Source organism: Endozoicomonas sp. G2_1, from assembly GCF_017744155.1.
Lineage (GTDB): Bacteria > Pseudomonadota > Gammaproteobacteria > Enterobacterales > Alteromonadaceae > JAGHQT01.
The window spans coordinates 148,395-168,992 of sequence record NZ_JAGHQT010000001.1 but is presented as its reverse complement, the minus strand read 5'-3'; the positions used below and the strand labels follow the sequence as shown (position 1 = coordinate 168,992).

General features: G+C 45.2%; 12 protein-coding genes. 7 read left to right on the top strand and 5 right to left on the bottom strand.

Features of this window, described 5'->3' with window-relative positions; all coding sequences use genetic code 11:
* Nucleotides 1-25: 25 nt before the first annotated feature.
* The 3 genes from J7384_RS00720 to bglX all read right to left on the bottom strand — a co-directional run bounded on the left by J7384_RS00720 (nucleotide 26) and on the right by bglX (nucleotide 5,520).
* Nucleotides 26-1,861: a glycoside hydrolase family 3 protein gene (locus J7384_RS00720; protein WP_209110219.1), complete on the bottom strand. Its 1,836-nt coding sequence runs from the start codon at nucleotides 1,859-1,861 to the stop codon at nucleotides 26-28.
* Nucleotides 1,862-1,941: 80 nt separating this feature from the next.
* Nucleotides 1,942-3,252 (bottom strand): glycoside hydrolase family 2 TIM barrel-domain containing protein, encoded by a 1,311-nt coding sequence (locus J7384_RS00715; protein ID WP_209110217.1) that lies wholly within the window; start codon nucleotides 3,250-3,252, stop codon nucleotides 1,942-1,944.
* Nucleotides 3,253-3,261: 9 nt separating this feature from the next.
* Nucleotides 3,262-5,520, bottom strand: coding sequence for a beta-glucosidase BglX (bglX, locus tag J7384_RS00710; protein ID WP_209110216.1), 2,259 nt, complete (start codon nucleotides 5,518-5,520; stop codon nucleotides 3,262-3,264).
* A gap of 316 nt (nucleotides 5,521-5,836) precedes the next feature.
* Here bglX and J7384_RS00705 point away from each other — a divergent pair, with 316 nt between their 5' ends.
* Nucleotides 5,837-7,396 (top strand): MFS transporter, encoded by a 1,560-nt coding sequence (locus tag J7384_RS00705; RefSeq protein ID WP_209110214.1) that lies wholly within the window; start codon nucleotides 5,837-5,839, stop codon nucleotides 7,394-7,396.
* 50 nt (nucleotides 7,397-7,446) lie between these two features.
* On the opposite strand, the gene J7384_RS00700 is transcribed toward J7384_RS00705, so the two are convergent.
* Entirely contained in the window at nucleotides 7,447-9,057 is a 1,611-nt protein-coding gene (locus tag J7384_RS00700) for a sugar porter family MFS transporter (RefSeq protein ID WP_209110207.1), read from the bottom strand.
* A 287-nt stretch (nucleotides 9,058-9,344) separates the two neighbouring features.
* Here J7384_RS00700 and J7384_RS00695 point away from each other — a divergent pair, with 287 nt between their 5' ends.
* From J7384_RS00695 to J7384_RS00670, 6 genes are all read left to right on the top strand, one after another.
* Nucleotides 9,345-10,487: a histidine kinase gene (locus J7384_RS00695; RefSeq protein ID WP_209110205.1), complete on the top strand. Its 1,143-nt coding sequence runs from the start codon at nucleotides 9,345-9,347 to the stop codon at nucleotides 10,485-10,487.
* A 29-nt stretch (nucleotides 10,488-10,516) separates the two neighbouring features.
* Nucleotides 10,517-11,359 (top strand): LytTR family DNA-binding domain-containing protein, encoded by an 843-nt coding sequence (locus J7384_RS00690; protein ID WP_209110203.1) that lies wholly within the window; start codon nucleotides 10,517-10,519, stop codon nucleotides 11,357-11,359.
* A gap of 8 nt (nucleotides 11,360-11,367) precedes the next feature.
* A complete protein-coding gene (locus J7384_RS00685; RefSeq protein WP_209110202.1) occupies nucleotides 11,368-11,712 on the top strand; it encodes a hypothetical protein in 345 nt (114 codons plus the stop codon).
* 354 nt (nucleotides 11,713-12,066) lie between these two features.
* Nucleotides 12,067-15,447, top strand: a complete 3,381-nt coding sequence (locus J7384_RS00680) for a glycoside hydrolase family 16 protein (protein WP_209110200.1) — start codon at nucleotides 12,067-12,069, stop codon at nucleotides 15,445-15,447.
* A gap of 295 nt (nucleotides 15,448-15,742) precedes the next feature.
* Complete coding sequence (locus tag J7384_RS00675) at nucleotides 15,743-18,403, top strand: TonB-dependent receptor (RefSeq protein ID WP_209110198.1); 2,661 nt, start codon at nucleotides 15,743-15,745, stop codon at nucleotides 18,401-18,403.
* Nucleotides 18,404-18,557: 154 nt separating this feature from the next.
* Nucleotides 18,558-19,229, top strand: a complete 672-nt coding sequence (locus J7384_RS00670; RefSeq protein WP_209110196.1) for a leucine-rich repeat domain-containing protein — start codon at nucleotides 18,558-18,560, stop codon at nucleotides 19,227-19,229.
* 59 nt (nucleotides 19,230-19,288) lie between these two features.
* Here the strand turns inward: J7384_RS00670 and J7384_RS00665 are convergent, their stop codons facing one another.
* Nucleotides 19,289-20,596 carry a hypothetical protein gene (locus tag J7384_RS00665; protein ID WP_209110194.1) on the bottom strand — a complete coding sequence of 436 codons (1,308 nt, stop codon included), beginning with the start codon at nucleotides 20,594-20,596 and terminating at the stop codon, nucleotides 19,289-19,291.
* Nucleotides 20,597-20,598 lie beyond the last annotated feature (2 nt).

Here is a 20,598-nt window from a genome sequence, read left to right as displayed (position 1 = left end):
TATCTCTGTTTTTTTAGAATGAGCACTAATACTTCAAACCAAAACCATGCGGAAATAGATAATCAGCATCGCAGGTTTGATGTCGTGAGCTCATTGCTTGTTTGTTGGTTTTTGGCCAAGAAAAACTCAATTTACCGTGGAAGTTGTAGTCACCAAAAAGAACATCCGCGACGCCTTGGCCTTCAGAGCCCGGTAGCCAAGCAGCGACAAAAGCATCGGCAATAGCAAGTTCAGGGTTAATAACTAAAGTACGGCCTGAAATTAGCACCACAACTATTGGAATTTTTTTAGCGTGAATACTTTCAATTAAGGCGAGATCTTCTGGGTGTAGCTGAGATAATTCAAGACTTTTGCCGTAAGCTTCAAGTACCTTTAATTGGCCCTTAATTTGAGAGCCTGCTTCGATAATGACATCGTCGTTTTGTCGAATATCACCCATGCCTTCGGCGTAAGGTGTTTCACCAATAACTACAATGGCAACGTCGTGTTTACTGGCGTCGGCCTCGATAGCTAGTGGGTCAGTGCTGAGTTCTGCGTGAGGAGCTAGCGCTTTTATCCCTTGCCAAATTGAGCTGCCACCTTCTATTTTTTCGTTACTATCAACTCCTTGCCAGTCTATGGTAAAACCGCCGCACTGATGGCCGGTATTGTTGGCATTTTTTCCCGCAACCAATACATTAGCGTGTTTACTCAGGGGCAAAACGTCATTGTCGTTTTTTAACAGAACTAATGATTTACGCACCGCTTCTTGTGCGACCGCTCTGTGCTCAGCACTGCCGAAGCTTTCACTGTTAGCGTGTTTTCGCTGTGCCGGGCGTGGTTTATCAAATAGACCATAGGCGTATTTAACCGTTAAAATACGCCTTACTGCATCGTCTATTCGGCTGATATCAACATTGCCAAGCTCAACGTGTTTGATCAGATGCTCAATAAAAAGTTGCCAGTTTTCCGGCACCATAAACATATCAATACCAGCGTTAACACCGAGAGCGACGGTATCAAAATAGTCTTTGGCGAGGTAATCGATGCCGTCCCAATCGGATACAATAAAGCCGTCAAAGCCCATTTCACCTTTCAGTACTTCGGTCAGCAGATAATAGTGTCCGTGGCATTTTTCGCTGTTCCAACTGTTAAACGATGCCATGATCGTCAAGACACCGGCATCGAGCGCTTGGTAATAAGGCGTAATATGAGTATTGCGTAAATCTAGCTCAGGCAAGGTGGTTTCACCTTGATCAATACCATTGGTGGTGCCGCCGTCACCAACCCAATGTTTGGCACAGGCGATTACTGAGTTGTCGTCTAAATTTGCTTGTAAGCCATTAACAAAAGCTTTGGCGTATTGACTAATTATTTCTGGGTATTGCGAGTAGCTCTCGTAAGTGCGACCCCAACAGTTGTTTTGTGCTACCGCCAGTGTTGGCGCAAAAGTCCATTCAACACCTGTGGCGAGCACTTCTTTAGCCGTTACTTGAGCGATGCGTTTTAGTAAGTCCACGTCGTGGCTTGCGCCCAAGCCAATATTATGGGGGAAAACGGTAGCACCGCGGACATTGTTATTACCGTGAATAGCATCGACACCGTAAAGCAACGGGATGGCAAGGTGATCTTGGTCTTGCTCCATCGATGCCGCCCAATATTCATCGTTGGTGTTAACCCAGTCTTGCACGGTATTGTCGCCGGGACACGAACCGCCACCGCTTAAAATTGAGCCTAAGTGGTATTGTTTTAACTGAGCTGGCGAGCAGGTCAAACGCTCAGCTTGAGTCATTTGACCAACTTTTTGCGCCAAGGTCATCTTACTCAGCAGTTGTTCAACTTTGGCTTTAATATCAGCCTTGTGTAAATTTGCATATGACATAGTAGTGTTTGACCTTGGTTATTGCATTAAACGTTGAGTTAACGACAAGTACTCAACGAACTGGGCTCAACGACTTACGCTCAACGAACATAAAATGGAATATTGGCGTGCGCGGCGTGACCTTGACCATCGTAGGCATACACAAATAGTCGATAGGCGCCCGATTTTTTTGGCGCTTTTAGGGTAATTTGCGCTTGCTCATCCTTGTCAATTAGCCCCGTTAACAATGGCGGGATTTCTTCTTTATCACCGCCTTCTTGCTGACTTTGGCTTTCTGGCCGAACTTGCCAAAGGTAGCTAATGTTATCGCCATCGGGATCTTTAACCACAACTTTAGCTGGATAGTTTTTATTGGCTTTGAGTTTAATGTTGCCGTAAGCGTTTTTACCGGCTAGCTCCATTTTTAGCAGTTTTGGTGTTCTGTTATTCGGCCACTGGTTATTCCAAATATAGTGCATAACATCAATGGTTTCAGTGGCCTCGCCAGTGTCGGTAAACATGCCGTACCAAGTTGGCGTGCGCTCTTGCTTTTGTCCCCAAAGAAAAACATATGAACCCAGAGCCTGCTCGGGAAATGGTTTGATAACTTGGCGGTAACTTTTTAAATAATTAGCCGCTTTTTGGCTGCTGTTTTGTTCAATTGGTGCGCCCCATGAGGTTTTGCCGACTTCCCAATGACCAATGGCACCCCATTCAGTAATAAAATACGGCATAGTGAAATTGTCGCGTCTAATGTAGCGCGGCAGGTTAATCAGGTCGCCGTAAAGCTGAATGCTAATAAAATCTAACGCCGGGGCACGGGTTTGCAGCAGTTCAATAATTTCTGGGCTGTAGCCAGCAAGAGTGGTGGTGGTTGGATGGTTGGGATCAACCTGTTTGATCATCTTGGCAATGTCATTGACTGCGTCGTAAACCTTCGGATTTTTGTAGTTGTAGTTGAGTTCGTTACCGATTATCCAGGTGAGTAATGCTGGGTGGTCTTTGTATTTTAAAACCTCTTGTTTTACTCGCTCAAACTGGGCGGCAACTTTGGCCTCGTCGTTGTAATCAAAGCCCCAGCGCTCTGCCATCACGAATAAGTTTAGTGAAACGGTTAGGTCTAACTTGTGTGCTTTGTCTAATAATTCACGGCCTGAAATTTCTTCGGTGTCGGTATTCCAAGTTCGAAAAGAATTGCCGCCGTTTGCAGCAAATGCTTCAAGCTCGCCAAATTCAATACCAGCTCCTTTAACCGCGTAGGGTTTACCACCCCTGAGTAACTGATATTTGCCATTACTACCGACAATTTCAACCTTGATTGCTGAGCTTTTTTCATCGGCTGCCGCGTTATTGGCAGCAACAACTGCAAATAAAGTAACCGTTGATAAGAGTAGGGCGGTAATGGTTCTCATGGTTTATTCCTAGTTTTCAGTTAGGGTAAATTCAACATAATTTGTGCTTGCTGAGTCACCGGCGATCCAAAGCTGAAAATCGCCAGCTTCTGTCACTAGTTGCATTTGGCGGTTGTAAAAAGCTAGCTCATCAGTATTGATTTCAAAGACAACTGTTTGACGTTCTTTGGCGGCTAGTTTTACCGTTTTAAATGCTTTTAGCTCTTTGACTGGTCGAGTGACGCTGGCGACCAAGTCACGGGTGTAGAGCTGAACAACTTCTTCCATCTCTCGACTGCCAGTATTGGTTATTTCAACACACGCTTTAACAGTGCCGCCAAGGCTCACGCTTGGTGTCAGTATGGTTAGATTACTGTATTCAACAGTGCTGTAACTGAGGCCAAAGCCAAATGGAAATAGCGGCGTGTAATGAGTGTCGAGATGCGACGCGGTCATGCCCAGCGATGTTTGCGGCGCTCTTGCTTCGATGTCATTCATATGAATACAAGACGCATCAGTCACTGGGCGCCCAGTATTCTTTTGGTTGTAATAAATCGGGATTTGCCCCAATACGCGAGGGAAAGTGACCGGCAGTTTGCCCGATGGCGCAGCTGTGCCAAACAGCAAGTCAACAATTGCTGGGCCGCCCATTGAACCGGGATGCCATGCGTATAAAATAGCGTCTACTTTGTCGATGATATTACCTAACGTTAACTGGCGACCGGCCATAATTACGAGTACAATCGGTTTCCCTGTTGCGCTAATTGCCTCGATTAACTGCTCTTGAGCACCGGGTAAATCGATAGTCGAGCGCGAATGTGCTTCTCCCGATAGTATTGATTCTTCGCCAAGTACCATGACCACGGCATCTGATTGTGCCGCGCAATTTACCGCTTGTTCAAAGCCATCGCAGCTTGTCGTTCTTGAGTTTTCAACACCTTTGGCAACATGCAAAGTAAGGTCGGTATCAGTATCAGCAATAAGCTGTTTGATTGCCGATAAACAAGTTTGACTGTGTTGTTCTTCACCGTCGAAGATCCAAGTGCCGAGCTGTTCGTAACCGTCGTCGGCAAATGGACCAATCACCGCTAGAGAATTAAGTTTGTCGAGGGACAGTGGCAATAGCGGTTGGCTGAGCTTACTGCCCGTTTGACCTTGGTTTTTCAATAAAACACAGCTTTTAATGGCGGTTTCTTTGGCGAGCGCAAGGTGTTGTGGATTAACCAGTTCTGGCAATTGCTCTGGGTTAGTAAATGGCTGCTCAAACAAACCTAAGTCAAATTTTAGTTTGAGAATACCACTGACCATATCGTCAATTTGTGCTAACGATATTTTGCCTTCACTTAGTAAGGTCAATAAATGGTCTTGATAGGTTGAACTGGCCATTTCCATATTAATACCGGCGTTGAAGCCGGCCAAAGCCGCTTCTTTGTCGTTAGCAGTAAAACCGTGCACGCTGAGCTCTTTTATCGAGTCCCAATCACTGACCACCATGCCAGAGTATTGCCACTCTTCTCTGAGCACGGTTTGCGTTAGCCAGTCGTTGCCTGAGGCAGGTACGCCGTTGAGGTCGTTAAATGCGGTCATAAAGGTTGCAATACCATGGTCAGCAAGCGCTTTAAAGGGCTTTAGGTAAACATTGCGCAGCTCATTTTCAGGTATGTTGGTGGTGTTGTAGTCGCGACCACTTTCGGCGGCGCCGTAACCGACAAAGTGCTTGGCACAGGCGGCAATTGCGCCTGTGTTTGCTAAATCTTCGGTTTGATACCCTTCACTCATGGCAACACCCAAGACACTGGTTAGATATGGGTCTTCACCAAAGCTTTCGGCAATACGGCCCCAGCGCGGGTCTCGGCTTATGTCGATCATTGGCGCAAACGTCCAATTGACGCCAGTGGTTGCTGCCTCTAAGGCACTGACATGCGCCGCTTGGCGAATCAAATCGGGTTGCCAGCTTGCCGCTTGACCAAGTGGAATCGGGAAAATAGTTTTAAAACCGTGAATAACATCGCGACCAATCAGCAAAGGTATACCAAGCCGTGATTCTTTGGTGGCGACGTACTGCATCGCATTTACCGTATCTAAATCGACCTCGTTAATAATCGAGCCAATTTTTCCAGCTTTAATATCGGCGGCCAGTTCGTCGGTTAACCAGCCCGCATAGCTTTGCACTTGACTCATTTGGCCTATTTTTTCTGCTATTGTCATTCTAGACAATAGGTTTTTTACGCGTTGTTCTGTAGGCATTTTTTCATTGTCGACTAAATGTAAGTTAGGACTCAATGACATCTGTAACTATCTCTTATAACCGCTGAATTATCTGATGCGCTGCTAGCTGTCACCATCTATTGGAGGTGCTGACGCGTTTTAGTATCAGATCTTCGATAACATAAACTAATAGTGCAAAGATAAGGACTTGGGTATTAGTTACAATCTAAACGAGATAAAGCGGATTCGAACTGAGATAGCAGGGACGGAACATAGCCAATCAAGGACAATAAACCTTTTGGTCGTATGTGTGGGACTTTTGGCCGTATGCTTCTTGTTTGCGCACAAGTGCCGAGTAGGCTGGTGGTAAGCACTATCACAATAAGAAGAATTTATTATGTCAGATCACCTTGCTTCAGCATCAAGTAATGAGGCCAATGACCCGTCAATCGCATCTGATATTGGTGTGGCCAGCGATGAACTAGCCATTCATCACGAAACAGCAGAGCGAGATAAAATTCCGTTTATCCAAAAAGTGATTTATGGCTTTGGGGCGTTCGTCAATAATTTACTGGCAGCGGCAATTGGCGGCATGGCGATTATTTTAAACCTCGGTTTGGGGATGAATCCGGCGCTTGTGGGATTATTGGGCGCTTTACCTCGGCTTACCGACGCCTTAACTGACCCGTTAATGGGCTATATTTCAGACCATACTAAATCTCGTTGGGGCAGAAGGCGCCCGTATATTTTTGTTGGTGCAATCGCTGCGGGTATTGTCTTTGCACTGCTCTGGCAATTACCTAGAGGAGAAAGTGAAAGTTATTATTTTTGGTTTTTTCTGCTCGGCTCATTTTTGTTCTACCTCGCCTACACGGTCTTTGCGACCCCATGGGTGGCTTTGGGCTACGAGCTAACAACGGATTATCACGAGCGCACGCGCTTAATGGCGGTGCAAAACTTTATGGGGCAGCTAGCTTATTTAGTGTCGCCGTGGTTTTTGTGGTTTATGCAATATCAAGTGCTCTTTGATGATTTGTTAACAGGGGCGAGCTGGCTAGCCATTATTATCGGGGCTTTCACCATTTGTGTTGGCGTGTTACCGGCCATTTTCTTAAAAGAACACTTTCAACAAGAGGCGAAAACAACGGTAACTGTTGACAAAGACAAGGCTCCAACAGGCGATGAACAAGCGGTTAGGCCGCACGTAAATGAAGGGTTCCCAACTGGTGTCGCGGGTTTTTTTCGCGGTTTTGCCGCTACGATAAAATTCCGGCCATTCCTTTATTTATGTGCGGCAACTTTTTTGGTGTTTAATGGCTTTATGTTGGTCTCGTCATTCCAGTTTTACGTGATTATTTACTACGTGTTTGCCGGCGACCAGTCACTAGGCGCAGAATACGCTGGTTGGGCCGGAACTTTATCGGCGATATCGACCTTTTGCGTTATTTTTATTGTCACTAAACTCTCGAGCAAGCTAGGTAAGCGCAAGGCATTCTTTGTGGCAATATCAATTTCAATGGTTGGCTATGGCCTAAAATGGTTTTGTTACACCCCAGAGCAGCCGTGGTTACTATTGCTACCAACGCCATTTATCGCCTTCGGTTTAGGCGGCTTATTTACCTTAATGGGGTCGATGATTGCCGATGTTTGCGATTACGACGAATTGCAAACCAATGAGCGCCGCGAAGGGATGTTTGGCTCCATTTATTGGTGGGTAGTCAAATTGGGTATGGCTGCGGCACTTGCTGCCGGCGGTTTCTTACTCAATGCCACGGGCTTTGACGTCGCGCTTGGCGGCGCACAATCAGATCAAACCCTGTTCTTAATGCGTTTATTTGACGTGGTTGTGCCGCTAGTCGCCTCAGCGATCGCGATTTGGATGATAGCTAAGTATCCGATTTCTGAGCAAAAAGCGTATCAAATAAGAGCTCAGTTAGAGCAGCGAAAAGCGAATTAATCGAATTGAGTAGCCTATCTGCGATAGGCTACTAGTGTTCTATTTCAATATTATCGACACAGCTCTTTTTCTAATGCCTCGAGGCTTTTCCCTTTGGTTTCTGGCAGCCATTTTAGGATAATCAATAGTCCAAGCGCGGCAAATATACCATAGCCAGCAAAGGTCCATGCTGCGCCCAATTGCGCAAGTTGCCAAGGAAATAACAGCTGCACTAAAAAGCTTACCGCAGAGTTAATTAAACCAACCAGTGCAATCGCGATACCTCGTATTTGATTGGGGAATAACTCCGAAAACAATACCCACATTACCGGGCCGAGTGAAATCGCGAAACAGGCGACAAAAGCTAAAATGGCCAACAAAATTAATTGGCTATTAATAGTAATCGCCGATAAGGTCAGCTCTGATTGATATTGTTGAAACTGCTCTTGATTAAGGACAACTAACAAAGCTTGCTTAAATTCCTGCTCTTGGCTGAATGTTTGACCTACTAGCGCTAGTAACGATTGTTGAATTTGCTCGGGGAGCGGCGCAATTAATTCGGTTGTCAGTTGGTAGCTTGCTGAGTTAAAGCCGTAAGCTAGGGTGAACATACAAAGTGCAATGCCGCTAACACCAATGACCAGTAACGGCTTGCGTCCCAATTTGTCGATAACGGCGATCGCCACTAGGGTAAAAACAAGGTTGGTCAATCCGACGTAGACAGCTTGCATAAAGGCTGCATCAGTCCCCAAGCCGGTTTGCTCAAAAATCATTGGCGCGTAGAAAAACACCGAGTTTATGCCTGTGATTTGCTGCAAAATAGCGATAGCAACACCCACTAACAGCACTAAACGCAGCTTTGGTGACAGCAATTGTTTTACTGATTCTGTTAGCGCCAATTGCTGGCTATTTTTTTCGCTATTGAATTGGTCGTTAGTACTAATTTCGCCAATCAGTTGCTGAGCTTCGGTAGCCGTTAGTGTCTTGCGTAAAGTCTCGGTTGCAGCGCCTACTTGCTGATTCATCATTTGCCAGCGCGGGCTTTCAGGAACAATAAATAGCGCCAGAAAATAGATGATTGCGGGGATAAACTCGACCCCAAGCATCCATCGCCATTGGTATTGACTTAGGTTCAGCGCGACGAGCCAATCAGCACTTGAATTTGCCAGCTGTAAAATAACATAGTTACTGAAAAACGCTACCGAAATACCAATCACGATATTGAGTTGGTTAAACGACACCATGAAACCGCGTTTTTGTGCTGGGGAGATTTCGGCAATATAGATTGGAGCAATGATTAAGGCGGCACCAACACCAAGACCGCCTAGCATACGGGCGATGACTAAAATAACAAAAGACGGTGCCAGTGCCGATAACAACGCCGATAAGGCAAATAGTATCGCAGCCAGCTGTAAAACCCGTTTACGGCCGATTTTGTCGCTTAATGGCCCTGAAACCAGCATGGCAAAGGTCGCGGTTAGTGCCAGCGAAGCCACTGACCAACCAAGCTCAATTTTACTGAGTTGAAATTCGGGTTCTATAAATTTAACAACGCCGGAAATCACCGAGGCGTCAAAGCCCATTAAAAATCCACCCAGTGCGACGATTAGGGCAACCCGTATCGTATAGAAATTAAGGTTTGCGCTTTTTTCTTGATTTACAGCATCTGACTCTGTGTTCATGTTTCACTCGTTTATTGTTATAAGGCGAACTTGCCGTGCGCTTGTTAAATAATCTTAGTTCGCGAAGTGCGCCAATTGTATTAATTAGCTTATAAATTAGTGCTTTGATAACAACTGAGATGCGTTTAAGTGGACTCGCTGTGCGTCCGTCGGTGCCAAAACTCAGTGATTGTATAACGATAAGATCAGACCAAGTGGATTGCTGTCGAGATAAACGGGATTAGCATTGCGCTTGCGAGCGACTTTGTCCTGTACTATAAAAGACCTGTAAATATTAAGGTGTTGAAATGTTTGATAAAACAAATAATAGAATATGGTCTTTGCCAACCAACGCTCATATTGTCCAGTTTTGGTACATGCAAGGCGTGTTTTGGTTTGGGCTATCTGTTATTTCGTTTTTTACCTTAACCGTTTGGTATCACCAAGTCAGTTTGTTACATGTTGGCCACACCTTTTTACAGGGCGTTTTTGGCGTGTTGTTGTCATTACCTCTGTATCTGATTTTTATGCGAACGTGGGAATTGCCTTGGCTTAAACGCGGCGTGATTGCCTTTAGCTCTGTCCTCGTTTTTTCGGCGTGCTGGACGCTATTGCGAATGCTGATGTTTATTTGGCTGACTGCAGAACAAGGCATTTGGCAAGATTTCGGTGGCTGGTACTTCGGCAGTATTTTTATTTTTTTGTGCTGGAGCTTTTTGTTTCACGGCATTCGCTATTACCAGCTACTGCAATTTGAACATCAGCAAATGTTAGAGGCTGAGGCGTCTACTCGAAAACAACAATTAAAAGTGATTCAGGCGCAAAATATCGCGCGTGCCGCTCAGCTCAAAATGCTGCGCTATCAACTCAATCCCCACTTTTTGTGTAATACCTTAAATGCGATTAACGCCCTGATTGAAGTTGAAGAGCCGGATAAGGCGCAAAAAATGACGGTGCAATTAAGCCAATTTTTGCGTTATTCACTGGATAACAACCCAGACGTTAAAATTCCGCTGGCGCAAGAGTTCAAAGCACTAGTGCTTTATTTGGATATTGAAAAGACCCGATTTGGCAATCGCTTGCAGTTAGCGTTTTCAATCGAGGAACGAGCTAAAGCCGCTTTAGTGCCAAGCTTGCTCTTACAGCCATTAGTTGAAAATTCGATTAAATACGCGATTGCCAAAAGCGAGGCCGGCGGCACCATCAGTTTGGCTGCTCGGGTCGAAGATTTTTCGCTATATTTAACGTTAAGTGACAGTGGTGCGGGCAACAAGGTCGCCAGTAGCAAGATTAAAAGCACCAATGGCCGAGGTGTTGGCTTACACAACACTATTGAGCGCTTAAAAAACTTATACGAAGCGAGCTACAGCTTCGATTTAGACTTTCAACCAAGTGGCGGATTGGTCGCTAAAATTCGTATACCTTTTGAATTAAGCAACACTAATAACTAAAGCAACAACAATAACTAAAGCTATAAATTATGACTCAATTGAAAACTGTTATCGTCGACGATGAACCCTTGGCGATCAAATTACTTAAATCGAAATTAAGCAGCATCGCGGATATTGATGTAGTTGCCGAGTGTGCCAATGGCCGCGAAGCGATTGCCGCGGTCTTAGCGCACACGCCCGATTTGGTCTTTCTCGATATTCAAATGCCCGGCATGAATGGTTTTGAAGTGGTGAAAAACTTACAGGCAGATGTCTTGCCTTTAATTGTCTTTGTTACTGCTTATGAAAAATACGCACTTGATGCCTTTGATTTGCACGCCGTTGATTATGTTTTAAAACCGATTGATGCCGAACGAGTTGAACGAGCAGTGCAAAGAGCCTTAACTCGTTTACACGGCGAAAATATTGACGCAATTCGAAAAGAATCTGTGATTGGTGCCATTGATAAAATTGCTCAAAAGGTCAATCTCGATGAAGACAGTGAACCTGAGCAAAGTACTAATTTTTCAAGCTTGGGCAGCAATAGCCAAGAGCGCAAAATTATTGTTAAAGACCGAGATGCCATAGTGTTACTTGAGCAAAAAGACATTGAGTGGATAGATGCCGCCGGTGATTACATGTGCTTACACGTTGGCGGTATCACTCATATTATGCGCAGCACCATGAAGCACTTGCTCGACGAATTAGATCCTCATATGTTTAAGCGTATTCATCGCTCGACCATAGTTAATTTGTCGTTTATCAAGCGGATTATTCCGCACACCAAAGGCGAGTGCTTTTTAGAGCTAAATGAGTTTGATCGAATAAAAGTTAGTCGCAACTATCGCGATGTGATTCAGCAGTTTTTACTGGAGAATCCGAGCTTTAAATAGCTTAATTAATGATGATTGAGTTAACCGAATCTCGAGTGTTCTTGATACTGTTTGTTGCTTTTCTTTTGTGTTTTGGGCTCTATGAACACTTAAAACGCAAAGGGAAAACGCTGTTTGAGTTGCGAGACAATCGATTGTCTATTCATCAAACCAAAGAGTTTTTATTCAGCTTTGAAGAAGGTGTTAAAATACCGATTGACCGAATTTCACACGTCCAAGTTGCCAGTAACTGCCTCAGTATTTTTGAGCACGGCGGCACTGCTCACGATGTATGGCTGAAGAAAAAGCATCGAGACCAGGCTATTCTAGAGCTAAAACCTTTATTGCCTGATGTTGACTTCGTTTATCTCTAATCCATTAATTTTAAATGCTTTATAGCTTTCAATGGCAGTATTTCTGTAAGACTTATACGTCAAAAGCTGCAAGCTTTTAGCACCACGTAATAAACATTTTTTCCTATCGTTTTCCTGCCATTTTACCTGCTGGGCTTAGCTCAAGTCCTTTTGGGCTTATTGAACTTGTTTGACGGGCGGCAGCTGTTAAAACAAACAATAACCAAATTTAATTAATTTGGTTTGGCTAACACAATGTCAGTATTTGTTAGTGGGTATGAATCTTTATCACATGTTTCGCGTACAGATAATCGAAGTAAAAGTAAATATGTGCCTGTGATAAAGCATTCAGTTATGTCAAACCTGGGGGCTAGTATGAGGATTTTGCAATACAAACAGCTATTGCTAAGCACGTCTATGGCAATAACCGCGATGAGTTTAAGCGGTTGTGGCGGTAGCGGTAACGATAACGAAATTATAGGCGGTTCACTCGCCAATCCACCTGCGCCAACCTCGGCGCGTTTCGAGCTGGTGTGGAGTGATGAATTTGACGGTGCGAGCTTAGACACCACCAAGTGGGATATTCAGCTTGGCGACGGCAGCTCTGAAGGTATTCCGGGTTGGGGTAACAACGAGCTTCAATATTACACTGCCGACAACATTTCGCTAGTTGATGGCAACTTGGTGATTACCGCTAGAGTGGGGGACTCACCAGATCCTAACTTTGATTTTACTTCGGCTCGAATTAGAACTCAGGGTAAATTTGATTTTACCTACGGCCGGGTTGAAGCCAGCATCAAAATGCCTGAAGGACTTGGTCTGTGGGGCGCTTTTTGGATGTTGGGCTCAGATCCTTCGCCGTTTGGTGCCTGGGCTGCTCGCGGTGAGATCGATATTGTTGAATCGTTCGGGCAGGCTACTCAATTTGCTCAAGGTGCCGCTCATTTTGGTATGCAGTTTCCACTTAACGAAACCGTCCATAAAATTCGCGACGACGTCGACCCAACCGATGGCTTTCATCAGTATGCCATTGAGTGGGATAGCGAACAAATTCGCTATTTTATCGATGGTGATCATTACTTCACAATAAAAGCTGAAACCTACTGGAACTATTTTTACGAGGATAGAACGCAAGGTTTTATCTCTGGCGGTGACAATGCACCGTTTAATGCTGACCAGCACATTTTATTAAATTTAGCCGTTGGTGGTAATCCAGCTGGTGTGCCAAATGCCAGTGATACAGACGTTTTCCCAGGTGAAATGCTGGTCGAATACGTGCGTGTCTATCAATGCCCGCTAGATGCTAGTACTGGACTTGGTTGTGAAGACTCTATTGACCAAGTTGACCCATTTGTTATAACCCAAGGTGGCGATGGTACGCCGCCGCCACAAGATGTTGCCCGTGTCGTGTACGATTTATATACCGATGCACCGGGCACTTTGTTTGCAGGCACCAACGGAGAACGCCCGTTGGGTTTTGGTGTCTTTGACAATGATGGCGCTTTAGCATTAACCGAAGTCGAAGTGGCTGAGCGCGGCATGGTGATCGACGTATTAAGCACCGGCGGTGGCAATATTTCGATTAATGATCCCAACCAAACAACCTTTGAATTATTTGGTATGGGCAGCGCAACCGACCCAGCATTTTTCGGCGGTGAGTTGAAGTTTGACGTTCGCGTGATCAGCGGTGATGACACCGATGCCAGTGGCGCTTTACAAGTTAAAATGGACAGTGGCTTTCCAGATGTTGGCTTTTTAGAGTTGCCGTTAAGTACGATTCCCGCCGATGAGTGGACAACAATATCATTGAGACTAAGCGAAGTGATTCGCGGCGGTATTGGCACCTTTGGTGGTGGTCCGCTTGATATCACCGAAGTGCTGAATTTGATTGTCTTCGAGCCAACCAGCAAAGCACATTTGCAATTTGACAATGTTCAATTGGTTTGCGGCGCACCTGAGTCACGGCCATGTGGCATAGTGACTGTGCCAACGGTGCCACAAAACGTATTTATTGATCAGGTTGATGAACTTTGGACCGTTGGTATCGGTGCATCTGACAGTGGCTCGGGTTTCCAAGACTACACTGACGGCACTAACCCTAACGGCACCAATAAAGTTGAATGGCGCGAGCTTGCCGACGAAGACACCGCTAGAGGACAAGTGATTGAAGTCACCTTTAACGACAGCGCTGAAACCGGCGTTTGGTTTATTCAAAGCAGTGAAGTTGTCAATTTAGCCGGTTACGGCGATGGCGCAGTCGTCTTTGATTTAAAAGTCATTGATTATGGTAACAATACCAGCGGTATGACCATGAAAATTGACTGTGTTTTCCCTTGTACCAGTGGCGATCAAGCCTTGGGTGTAGTGGCTGATGGTGAATGGGAAACCATTGAAATTCCTGTGGCACAGTTGGTTGATGGCGGTTTGAGTTTAAGTAGTGTAAACACTGGGATTGTCTTACTGCCCACTTCACAAAGCGGTAATATTACCTTCCGCGTTGACAACATTCGTTGGGAGCCGACAACCACTGTGGTTATTGGTCCGGCGCCTATGTTGAGCTATAGCGCAGACTTTGAAGCGTCAGACCCAGCTGCCGGAACAATTGGCGACGGTTGGACCAGCTTTGCCAGTGTTTTTGATGCCGATGGTAACTTTCTCTACAACTACGGTACCTTTGATACGCCAAATGGTACCAATGCTTTTGCCGGTATCGCAAGCGGTGAAGGCGGTCCAGCGCAAGGTAATCAGCACCTCAGTATTTTTAGTGATTACAACAACGGCGATCACGGCAACAGCCTAACCATTGAAACGCTGAGCTTCCAAGAGCGCACTTTGACCGAGCAAGATTCGGGTAACTATCGTTTTACATTTGACGCGAAGGCACCTAATGATGGTGGCATTGCGCCACCTTCAACCGCACTGGCGTTTGTTAAAGTGTTAGATCCAAACGCCGGTTTTAGCACCACGATTAATGTTGAGTTAGATTTATCCAATGTCACTAGTGCCGATTGGACAACATATAGTCTTGATATCAATTTGGATGGTGCGGCGTTAGCGGGACAGATTTTGCAATTTGGTTTTCAAACCCGCGCGACCGACTTTAACCCATCGGCCATTTTGTACGACAACCTAGATTTCAATCTCGCGGCTGGAGGTATTAGTTACAGCGCTGATTTTGAAGCATCGAATGCTAGTGCTGGAACCATAGGCGATGGTTGGACGAGTTTTGCCAGCGTTTTTGATGCCGATGGCAACTTTGTTTACAACTATGGCACCTTTGATACGCCGAATAACACGGGCGGGTTTGCCAGTATTGCGACCGGCGAAGAAGGGCCAGCGCAAGGTACGCAATACCTCAATGTCTTTAGTGACTATAACAATGCCGATCACGGTAATGGCCTTACGATTCAGGCGTTGACCTTTCAAGAGCGCACCATTACAGCAGCCGATGGCGGTACTTATCGCTTGAGCTTTGATGCGAGAGCGCCTATGACTGGTGGTATTGCCGCGCCAACAACCGCGTTTGTGTTTATCAAAACACTCGATCCGGCAACAGGTTTTGCCACTACCACTAATGTCGAGCTTGATATGTCATCGGTCAGCAATACCGAGTGGGCGAGCTTTACTTTGGATTTAGCGATAGATGCGACAGCACTTGAAAATCAGCTATTGCAATTCGGCTTCTCAAATTCGGCGACGGGTTTTAATCCATCGGGCATTTACTACGACAACATAGAGTTTGGCTTACTGCCATAGCCTGGTCAGGCGCTGATTAACAACTTGTTGTTAATCAGCGCTATTGCAAGCGGATATGCTACTGACCACTTGGTCTTTTGCACAGTCCACATCAGCTTGTCTAAATTGCCGATGCGCGGGTGTTGTGAAAAGATAAAGTAAGCAAAAACAATATAAAAATTAAGATTATAGCTTCGGCTACTAATGAGTCATTAAAGCTATAGCAATAATAAACGCTGAATTGGTCCTTGTGACCAATAAGTAGGAAACTATGAAAAATAATCACAGAGTTGTGGGGAAGCTAAGCAGGTTATATTTGCTGTTAGCAACAGCTGCTGCTAGCTCATTTGCATGGTCACAGGAAGCAGAGCCCGATAAGGAAGACGAAACCGAGGGCATGGAGGTCATCGAAGTAACAGTTGAACGTCGTTTAACCAGTTTACAAGATCTCGCCGGTACAGCGATGAGTTTTAGTGGCGATGACTTAAAACTGCAAGGGGTACAAAATTTAACGGACTTGAGTGAAAGTTCACCGGGATTAGAAATTAACAATAGCGGCGGCAACGTCGAGGTCTGGATTCGCGGTATTGGTTCTTCAAACAATACTGAGCTTGGCGACCCTGCTGCAGCCACACACCTTGACGGTGTTTACATTCCAAGACCCAGCGGTATCGGGTCAATGTTTTTTGATATAAACCGCGTTGAAGTCAACGTTGGTCCACAGGGCACGTTAAGAGGGCGTAATGCCACTGCTGGTTCCGTTAATATTATCCCTTGGCAACCAGTGTTAGATAACTGGGAATACGCCCTAGAGCTTGAGTCGGGCAACTACGACTTGATTTCTTATTCGGGGATGGTCAATGTCCCAATCGGTGATGATATGGCATTTAGATTTGCCGGTAAAATTTTAGAAAATGATTCCTACTACAACGATGTTGGACCATTGAATTTAGGTACTGCCGAAGCACAAGACAACACGGGGTTACGGGCGCAATTTTTATATGAGCCCGATGATGACCTGCGGATACTGTTGTCGGCTGACTATGCAACTGAAAAAGGTACGGGTTATACCGGTACTAACTTCGCCAACCCTCTTGGCAATGATATTGACCCAGACACCATAGATGATCCTCGCGATGTTATCGCGCGGGGCTTTGAACCGAGACAAGATACCAAACACTGGGGCGCTAAACTGCAAGTGATCTATGATTTAGGCTTCGCTGATTTAGAGTACAACCTCAGTTATCGCGACTTGCTTTATGATTATGAGGCGGCAACACCACTAACACCTGATTATCAGGGGGTGCTTGAAACCTTTGATAATTTAGAGCAAGCGTTAGATGACTTTTCTCGTTTTCAGTTTATTACTGATTCAGAGTCAGTGATTCACGAAATTCGCTTAGTATCACCTGAAGAAGAAAAATACTACTACACCGTTGGCGCTTTCTTCTTTAAGGAAGATCAACGTACTTTCTTAGCATCGGCCGGTGATCGCGGCGGTTTTTTCCAAGGCGCTGAGTTTAACCAACCCAACACTGACACCGATTCTTTCTCTGTTTATGGTGACTTTACCTACAAGCTTAACGACAAAACCCGTTTGACCTTTGGTTTGCGATATACCGAAGATGAAAAAACGCGCCAAGGGGTTAATGCCCGTTACGCCTTTGCACTTGGTGGATTTGATACTAATACAGGTAATCAGTTTGGTTGTTGTTTAGGTGTTCGAGTTGGTACTGAGGGCTTCCAGTTTGCCGGCACCAGCCGAACTATTTACGATCCTGACACCGACGGCGATGGCACTATCAGCGACGCTGAGTTCTTAGCTTTTTACTTCGACGGTATCGCAAGTTTCGGTGCACGCGATAACATCGATGACATTTTTGCTAATGGTCCAGTACCAGGTGGCTCAGAAGTACGTCCTGAATGTCTAGATACCGATACGACAGACGATCTCATTTGTAACCAAGATGGTACATTCTCGTTTGCGGTGCCGATCTCGCCAAACGACTCAATCACGGTTCAAGATGGTCGTATTGAAAACGACTTTATCGACTGGCGTTTGCGCCTTGAGCACGATTTAAACGACGATAGCTTGGCTTATTTCTTAATTGCGACAGGTCACAAATCAGGTGGTTTTAACGATTCGTTCAGAGACCCAGATATCGGCATTAACTTAGCGCCCATTTACGACACTGAAAAAGTTACGTTTTACGAGCTTGGTTGGAAAAATGAATTCAATTGGGGCGAAGTACCATCGCGACTAAACGCGTCGGCTTTCTACTACGATTACACTGACCAAGTCTTCACATCACTGTTGTCAGTGCAACAAGCGTTGGATTTTAACGCCGGTGGTTCAGGCGCTGTTGACCCAGATGATGTTGCGCCGGGCGCGCTAGTGGTTTCGTTCAGCTTTAATGCGGCAGATTCAGAAATTTACGGTATGCAGCTCGATGGCCAATTCGACTTGCCTTATAACGTTAACTTCAAGTGGACGGCGTTATGGCTTGAAGCTGAAATCAAAGAAGCAGAAGATATTCAAGACTTCCGTTTCCAAGCTGATGTTGCACCAGAAGAGGCGGTATTTAGACCGATTACCGGTAATCGCTTACCTCATACACCTCGTTTTCAGTTGAACGCTGCGCTTTCTCAATACATTGAACTTGATAGCGGTGCGCTTGATTACGTTGTATCAGTAGGCTGGCGAGATAGCCAATTCTTGACTATTTTCAACAGCATTGATTTTGCCCAGCCTGACGATCCGAGAAGACGCCTAGACGATACCGTTGATGCCTATTGGACTGTGGACGCTGGTATTGGCTACAGTCATGGCGATGGCCGCTTGAGATTCGAGGCTTATGTTAACAACTTGTTTGATGATGTTCGTACTGCTGCCAACATTATCACCCAATTTGACAACACTCGTTTCTTTACCCGCCCTAGAACTTTTGGTGTTCGGGTTAGGTACAATTATTACTAGCCTTTGCCTTGGTTTTGACCAAAGCCCCAACGAAGTAACTGAGTTGGGGCTTTTTTGTCTCGATAACTTTTTGATTGGCAAGACTTGCTAATCAAACGCGCGCTGATTATGGTAGGAGCATTATTAGAATAATTTGAGTTAACTTGAATTTATTATGCGGTTGAAGCCTTACTTACTGCTTTCTGCGTTGTCTTTTTCTGTTGTGATGTCGGCAATATCAGCTCATCCTGCCGCGGCTAGCCAAGATTTGTTTAGCGCAATTAAAGATTCGGCACTGAAAAATTGTTTGCTCAAAGGTGCTAACAAGCACAATTGGCAGCAAGCGAATCAAGTGACAAAAATTAAGTGCCACGGCAAAAAAATCAATAGCTTACAAGGCATTGAGCAATTTACTGAATTAACCTATTTGTCTTTGTTTAACAACAATATAGCTAGTGCCGATTTAACCCCATTGAGCAAACTCGAATACCTTAATCTGGCCAGCAATCGTTTGTCTTCATTACAAGTTGCAGGCTTATCTCAACTATCAACCTTGTATTTGTTTAAAAATAAGCTGAAAACCCTAGATATGTCGGGCTTAGCGCAAGTAAAGAAATTGCGACTGACCAATAATTTACTGACCGAGTTAGATATTCAACCGCTGTTGGCGTTAGAAAAAGCCTATTTGTTTGACAATAAGTTGGAAGATCTCACTGTTAAAGGCTTAACTAAGCTGACCTTGATTGATTTGAAACAAAATCCGATGCCGGACGAAGTGTACGATCGCTATGATCAAATCGACGGCATTACCATTATTCACGATGGTAACGCCGAAGACTGGCAATAAAACGTTACTCACCAGACTTAACCGTGCACGTCGATATGGAACGCACATAGTTTCGATCGTTAGAACTTATAACTAATCGAGCCAAACGTTGTGCTGACATCGTCATTGGCGCGGTTGAAACTGGTCAAGCCATCAATGCTGTTGAACCTTGCATATACCAGCCTTGCTTGCCAATGGCGATTAAAGCGGTAGGCAAGCTCTAAATCGATTTCTGTGCCTATGTGTTGGTCGCCAACATAGCTATTAAAGTTGTGAAATCTTACTCGCCATCTCAATTTTTTATGGCGGCCGCGATAGCTGAAGTTTTGCTCTTTTAAGCCTTGCTGCATGCCATAACTGGAAAATACATCGGTCCAGCCCTGAAAGTTGTGGAAACTGGCGAGCGGCGTAATAAAACCGGCATTATTTGCCGCAGAAAACATTTCTTGAGTAAATTCAAAGCGATGACTTTTGTACTGAAAACCGAGATTTAGCTCGTGATAATCGGCGCTGTAATCAAGCGGGTTCGCTTCAATATCCCGTTGCTTGGCGTAATGCAGGCGATAAAAGTACTTAATGCGAGCGGGCTTGACCTCACCACTTAATATCAATCCTTGGGTGTTGATTGAGAACCGAGCAAAGTCTTGATTATCAACCCAGTAATTGTAGGCACTGATATTGAGTAAGTCTTGCCATTGGTAGTCGACGTTGAGTAAGTGGCCGTCGAGTCGATGAACACCAAGTTGATTGGCTGGTCTGATTGTTTGCGCCGGAAAGCGAACGTCATTTCTCGACAATTGCGCTTTTGCCCGCCGGCTAAAAATGCGATGAACTTTACTAGTGTAGTGATAGTTTATTTTAAAATTCTGATAGTTGTCGTAGTAAAAACTCGCAGCGTCAAAGGTTTGCGGTGTTTGCCAAAAATCGTGACTGCCGATAATGCGCTGGTTGTTAAAGTCGAGCTTTTGGCGGCCAATGGCAAGTGACCAATAATTTTGGCTGTCGTATTTGGCATGCCACTGGTGCAAGCTTTGGTTGGCGGGGTCAGCAATTGGCGCGGTTGGCCGAGCAACCGCCATCGAGTTATAACCATTTTTGTTGGCCGCTACAACAATATTCGCTTTGGCAAAAAGCTGCCAATTGCGCTTGTCGTCTAAATACCAAGTAAGCCCTGGCGCTAGCCTGGTGGTAAAGGCTTGGGCATCACCTAGGTTATTGTCCTTAATTTGGTGGAACCGAGTTCTTGCATTAAATTCTGGTTCAAGCTCATTCGCATTGGCAAGTTCAGCAGAGGCCAGCGTGGCCAATGGCACAATGGCAAGCGGTGTCAGTGCTTTTTTCAATGGCTTACGTGAAGCTGGAAATAGTGCTTTTGGTCTCGAGTTCATTG